The 6,164-nt window shown below is 52.9% G+C and carries 2 protein-coding genes; both read left to right on the top strand.

From position 1 onward, the window contains the following. A partial coding sequence (locus OGX83_RS18250) for an Ig-like domain-containing protein (RefSeq protein WP_286588825.1) occupies positions 1-5,734 on the top strand: 5,734 nt, incomplete at its 5' end. A 62-nt stretch (positions 5,735-5,796) separates the two neighbouring features. Beyond that, positions 5,797-6,072: a hypothetical protein gene (locus tag OGX83_RS18245; protein WP_079934212.1), complete on the top strand. Its 276-nt coding sequence runs from the start codon at positions 5,797-5,799 to the stop codon at positions 6,070-6,072. Positions 6,073-6,164 lie beyond the last annotated feature (92 nt).

The following is a 6,164-nucleotide window of genomic DNA, read 5'->3' as shown; positions in this document are numbered from 1 at the left end:
TTCAACCGTCGATGAACACGGTAACCCGTCAACGGTAACGCACGACCATATGGTGCATATCGATCTGCACGCGGAAGCGACGATTACGATTGATCCGGTGACGGATGATAACGTACTCAACCATTTCGAGTTGGACAAGACCTGGCAGTTGGTTAGCGGCGTCGTGGGTAAAGACGCCCAGGTTGACGATGATGTGCGCGTTGAGATTAACGGTAACACCTATACCGGCAAGGTTATCGTTCTGGGCAACGGTCAATTGGGGTATCAAATCCCGGTTCTGTCCTCTGACTTTAGCGACAACCAGAGCAACCAGGACAAAGATGTCACCTTCAAGGCTACCGTAACGTCGCACGATGCCGTGGGGAACGAAGTTGTCAAGTCCACGACGCATACAGTAAAAATTGATAACCACGCCCAGGCAGGGATTACCATTGATACCGTGGCGGGCGACAATATGATTAACGGCGCCGAGTCCACAAAACACACCACCGAAGTGATGGGTACCGTTTCTGGTGATGTGCACATGGGCGATAAAGTGATTGTTACCGTCAATGGTCACCACTACGACGCAACGGTACAGAAACTCCCGGAGCACAATAATGCGCTGGGCTATAAGCTGGATGTGCTGACGGGCGATCTGGTGAAAGATCCGCATATTTTTGCGCAGGTAGTTGGAGTAGATCGTGCTGGCAACCAGCAGAGAGCTGAAACCACGCATGATTTGTCGGTGGATTTGCACGCGAAAGCGCTGCTGACTATCGATCCGGTTACTGGCGACAATATGATTAATGGTGCGGAGTCGCATGATCAGTTTACGATGGTCACCGGCAAAGTCGGCGGTGATGTGCATGTGAACGACATCGTGTATCTGACCGTCAATGGTCACACTCTGACCGGGAAAGTCAGCGATCAGGGCGGTCATCTCGGGTATAGCATCAAAGTCAGTACCGCCGATCTGCTGTCCGATCCGCATTTAACGGCCACCGTTAGCACCACCGATGTTGCGGGCAACCCGGCGACGGCCAATGCTGAGACCACGGTGGTGATCGATACCCGCATCGACGCGACGATTACAATCGACGACGTTACGCCAGACAACACGCTGAATTATGACGAGCAGCATCAGACCACTACGGTTGTGAGCGGCACCGTGACCGGCGAAGTTCAAAAAGGCGACCCGCTGGTCATGACCATCAACGGCGTCACTTATAAAGGTTCGGTGGATGATATCAATGGCCATCTGGGCTACCGTATTATCGTCAATACCGCCGATCTGGTCGCCAACCCGCATATTGAAGTCACCATGGACGTTACCGATGCGGCGAAGAACCATGCGCACGTGGTGGCGCACCATGACGTTAATCTGGATGACCGGGCCGTTGCCGCAATCACCATCGATCGCGTGACGGGTGATGACGTTCTGAACGGTACTGAACTGCAGGCGCCGAAAACGATCATCAGCGGTACGGTGGGCGGCGATGCGCAAAAGGGGAATATCGTTCATCTGGTGATTGGCGGCCATGCAGTCGATGCGACGGTTGTTGAACTGCCGAAGCTGGGGGCGCTGGGCTATAGCATCGAGGTTGATACCCAGTGGCTGAAAAACGATCCAAATATTACGGCGACGATTACCACCCATGATGCCGCAGGAAATACCGCGACGGCGGATGCGACAAGCACGGTGAAAATAGACGATCGCGCCGAGGCTATCGTCCATATTGACCCGCTGGTGACGGATCATAATGATGATGTTATCAGCTACAAAGATGCGCATAACCCGCTGACCACCGTGACCGGTACCGTGGGTGGCGATGTACGAGTGGGGGATCTGGTTGAACTGACCATCAACCATCAGACCTACTATGCCCCGGTGCAGGATGGCAGCAACGGTCAGCACGTGTTCAGCACTCAGGTTTCAACGCTCGATCTGCTGATGGACCCGAATATCCATGCTGAAGTGACGGCAAAGGATGCAGCTGGCAACGTTGCGCGCGGGCATGATGATAGGCCGGTAGTGATTGATACTCATGCGGATGCGGGTATTACGATTGACTCTGTTGTGTCCCAGGGTGGGCAAGCCCTGAATCCTAAAGGGAGACCCGAATTCATCACGGTCACGGGGCATGTTGCCCCAGACGCACATTTTGGTGATTTGGTGACTATCGATGTCGGCATCAGCCATCTGCAAACAAGTGTGATCACTCTGCCAGATGGAACGCTGGGCTACACAATGGATATTATTTCAGGGACCTGGCATGATAACGGCAATATCACGGTATCCATCACCACCCACGATAATCATGGCAATACGGCAACGGCGGTAGAACATAAGTTTATTGACCTTCCGTGGTTATGTGATATCGCTATTCCAGCCAATACTCCTTATGGTCTGCACCCCGTGACATCGACAACCCTGCCACCGCTGGGTACGACGACCACACCGCAGCAGCCGCAGAAGCCGCATGTCCACCTCACCGTCGATCCGGTGGCGGGCGATGATGTGCTTAACCATGCTGAAGCGGGCAAACCGACCACGCCGGTTCGTGGTCTGCTCACTGGGGATGTGAGCATTAATGATACGGTTATTGTCACCGTTAACGGCCATCCATATCCTGGCAAAGTGATCCAGATCCCGGGTCTGCCGGGGGAATTTGGCTATCAGGTTGATGTCCCTACTGACGTGCTTAAAGCGCATCCGACGTTCGAAGTGTCCGTCTCCGTGCATAATTCTGCGGGCGATGACACGGCGGCGGTAACGAAGACTATCACCGTCGACACCGATAACCCGGTCCATATCACGATGGACAATGTCGCTGGCGATGACGTTATCAATGGTTCGGAAGCGAAAAGCGGTACAACAACGATCAGCGGTACGGTCAGTGGCGAAGGCATTCATGACGGCAGCATAGTTTCGCTGCAGGTGAATGGTAATACCTTAACCGCCGTGGTGCATGCAGGCGCCACGGAATGGGTCTGGTTGCGGGATGTCAGCATCAACGATCTGCGTAACAACCCGGACATTACCGCGTCGGTAAGCGCGACCGATGCGGCCGGGAACACCGGTACTGATTCGACGTCGAAGCACGTTGAAGTCGATCTCAAAGCCGATGCGGGCGTTACGGTAGATGACATCACCACCGATAACGTACTGAACTCGCAAGAAGTTGGACAAGCAAAGACCACGGTGAGCGGTTCCGTTTCCGGCGATGTTAAACCCGGTGAAAACGTGACCTTGACGGTCAATGGCCATGATTACAATGCCGTTATTAATGCAAGTAATCACTACACCGTTGATGTAAATACAGCAGACCTGGTGACTGACCATTCCATTAAGGCTACGGTGACCGGCCACGACAATCACGGTAACGTTCAGGACGCCAATTTCACCAAAGCGTTTTCTGTCGACACCACGGCAACGGCTGCGGTAACGGTTAACACCGTGGGCGGTGACGACGTTATCAACGCCGCTGAGCTTCAGGCTGGCAAGGTTGAAGTCAGCGGTACCGTGGATGGTGACGTACACAAAACCGACAAGGTCTATATCACCGTTAATGGCAACCAGGTTGAGGCCACTGTCATTGAGCTGCCGCATATGAACGGGCAGTTGGGGTATAAAGCATTCGTGAGTACCACGGATCTTCAGGCCGATCCGACTATTCATGTCAGCGTGACGGGTCATGATACGGCAGGCAATATCCAGACTGCGACGTATGACAAAATCGTGATAATTGACGATCGCGTGGATGCGACAATTGTCCTGGACCCAGTGTCCAATGATGACGTGCTGAATAACGTTGAAGCTGGGCAGCCGACCACCATCATCACCGGTTCTGTGACCGGCGACGTTGAGATCGGCGATCAGGTTACCGTCACCGTCAATGGCAAAGACCTGCCAGCGATAGTCTCCGACAGCGGTGGTAAGAAAGTGTTCCGCGTTGAAGTCAGTACGGTTGATTTGGTTCATGACCAGCATATTACTGCCCATGTCGTCGCCCATGACGATGCCGGTAACCGCCAGCAGATTGATACCGATAAGACGATCCACATCGACCGCGTGGCTTCAGGTAGCGTCGACATTGACAGCATCACGGTGGATAACGTCCTCAACCACCAGGAGCTGTCGGGGCAGAAGGTGACCATCACCGGCCATGTCGGCGGTGACGCGCAGCTTTATGATCCGGTTACCTTGACCATCGGCGGGCATAAGTATCAAGGGAGCGTCATCACCCTGAGCGGCGGCGGTCTGGGCTATCAGATTGACGTGGATTCGGCGGTTCTACGTAGTGATGCGCACAAGGTTATTGACGTTGAGCTTACCGGCCATGACGCACCGGGGAACCCGTTCACCGCAAAATCGACACATACCTATTCCGTTGATGAGCAGGCCAACGGTGCAATTACCATTAATGACCACATCGCAGGCGACAACGTCGTTAACCTGAATGAATCGAAGTCAGACACGGTGATTAAATTTACGGTTTCCGGCGACACGCACCCGACCGATGTCGTTGATGTTAGCGTCAACGGCAACAACATGAAGGCTTCGTTGGTGCCTGGTTCCACGACGGTTTATCAGGTTGCGGTTCCGGGAACGTATCTGAATGAGGGCGATAATAAGATTGAGGTGAAAACGACGTTACACGATGACGCAGGGAATACGTTAGACGTGCACGATCAGAAAAACGTGGTGCTGGATACTCATGCCGATGGTGCGATTACTATCAATGACGGCATCGCAGCAGATAACGTCGTTAACCTGAAAGAATCGCAGTCAGACACAGTGATTCGCTTTACGGTCTCTGGGGATACCCATTTTACCGATGTTGTTGAAGTGAATATCAACGGTCACCTTATGAAGGCTACGCTGGCACCTGGATCATCAACGGTTTATCAGGTTGCTGTCCAGAGCGCATATCTGAAGGAAGGTATCAATGATATTGATGTGAAAACGACGTTACACGACGACGCGGGTAATACAATCGATGTGAGCGATCACAAAACCATCGTCCTTGATACACACGCTGACGCCAGTATCGTGGTAGATAAGATCGCCGGTGATAACCACATCTCGCGTGCCGAATCACACGATACCGTCACGCATATTACCGGCAGCGTGAGCGGTGATGTGAATGATGGCGATCATATTAAAGCGCTGGTAAATGGTCATCAGTACGATGCCATTCTTCATCAGGGCATTAATGGGTTGACCTATGACATTGAGGCCGATACCTCCGCATTCCGTGCCGGTCATAACCGCGTGAACGTATTGGTCGAGGCGCATGATAACCACGGTAATATTACGCCTTATAGCCAAACGTTGAACGTGACGATGGACGAGCCTGCACCAGTGAAAGGGCATACGGTGGATAAAGGGAATCATGCTGCGATGCAGCATGCGCTGCATAACCTGTTCGACGACAACGCATTATCTCTGTCTTATGCACCAGCAGCGACCGGACACGGTCAGGCGACAGCGGTACTCAGCGCCGATGATAAGGCGAAGGGGGTGCTTGAAAAAGTCGATCTCAGCGATCTGGCGCGTGAACTGCATGAAGGTGTGGATATTGCGAAGTACATTCAAAGCGGCGGCGATCATCACCTGATCGCCAGTCCGGCAAAAGTGGCGCATGGAATAGATACCGCGCTGTCTACTCCGGCAAGCGGCGATCTGCATTCTCCGACCTACTCGTTGGATCACCTGATTGCTAAACCCGATCAAAACCACACTCACTAACGATTGCCTGCTGCCCTGTGTAAACAGGGCAGCAGCGTCATGCAAAATGAAAAGGCACTGATATGAATTCTGATTCATCTGCTGCAAACGTGCAGGCAGAAGGCGTGGCAAAAAGTCCTGAAAATGACAACCAGCAGGCTTTAGCGATGCTGCAAAAAAGCGACCTGGAGATGGTTCGCGTGCTCGACGATTTGATTTACCTGTTGATCCGTAAAGGCGTGATTGCTATTACCGATCTTCCAGCGATGGCGCAGGTTAAATTAATGAATCGCGCGAACGCGCGCCAGGAACTTGGCGGGTTAGAACAACTGCTTGGCAACGATGATCGTATATTTTAGCTGATGCAGGCAGTTTGTAGATACTGTTATCGCCTGCAAGCCTTTTCAGGTTCCGCGGTTACGGATAGCAGGCACGATCAGTCACAGCGCCG

The sequence above is a fragment of the Citrobacter sp. Cpo074 genome (assembly GCF_030332745.1).
In the GTDB taxonomy this organism is placed as follows: Bacteria; Pseudomonadota; Gammaproteobacteria; order Enterobacterales; family Enterobacteriaceae; genus Citrobacter; species Citrobacter portucalensis.
The sequence above is the reverse complement of the archived record's forward strand: the minus strand, read 5'-3'. Positions and strand labels throughout refer to the sequence as shown.

Excerpts from the sequence above, each read along its gene's own strand:
- OGX83_RS18245 (WP_079934212.1), top strand. The coding sequence starts at position 5,797 with ATGAATTCTGATTCATCTGCTGCAAACGTGCAGGCAGAAGGCGTGGCA.